General features: G+C 39.2%; 1 protein-coding gene. It reads right to left on the bottom strand.

Annotation, left to right across the window (positions count from 1 at the left end; genetic code table 11):
* Positions 1 to 109: 109 nt before the first annotated feature.
* Entirely contained in the window at positions 110 to 553 is a 444-nt protein-coding gene (locus tag GSF01_RS29195) for an ATP-binding cassette domain-containing protein (RefSeq protein WP_159888769.1), read from the bottom strand.
* Positions 554 to 660: the final 107 nt, after the last annotated feature.

Here is a 660-nt window from a genome sequence, read left to right as displayed (position 1 = left end):
GTTTCGTCACTCCATCTGCAAGGTTTTTGAGCGTTTTGCCACGTTTTCCTTGCAGATATATTCGACGGAAATGCCCGGTAACCCTTGTGAAATATGGATTTATTCGCATTCAGCAAGCCCTAAATAGAGCACGCGATATGGCCAACTTTTGCCACTCGCCACCAGACAAATCTCTCCCGCCGTTAAACATTGTTCCTAACTCAGAGTCTAATCCATCAATTTTCTTGATTAAATTTACTCCTCCAGCCTTGTGCAATGCCTCCATAAGCATGTCGTCTTCATGTAGAATATCTAAATTGGAAATGCCAATGTTCTCTCTAAGTGTTAGCTTGTAACGAACAAAATCTTGAAATATTACACTTATATTTGGCATTATATCGACATCTTTTAAATCAATGCCATCATATTTAACCCTTCCGTTCGTTGGAGTGTACAAGCCAATTAAGCATTTTATGAGAGTGCTTTTACCTGAGCCGTTTTCACCAACGATTGCTATTCTTTCGCCCTTTTTTATTGTAAATGAAATGTCAGATAAAACGTAAGCGTCTAACAAGAAGGTGTATTCCAACTCAGTCTAGATTTTGAGACAATTCCGTTAGAGTAGTCGTTGGAGTTTTTCGACTCTACTCGAAAAACTCTAATGGGAGTGTGTCCAATTGC

Source organism: Paenibacillus puerhi (assembly GCF_009846885.1).
GTDB lineage: Bacteria > Bacillota > Bacilli > Paenibacillales > NBRC-103111 > Paenibacillus_G > Paenibacillus_G puerhi.
The sequence above is the reverse complement of the archived record's forward strand: the minus strand, read 5'-3'. Positions and strand labels throughout refer to the sequence as shown.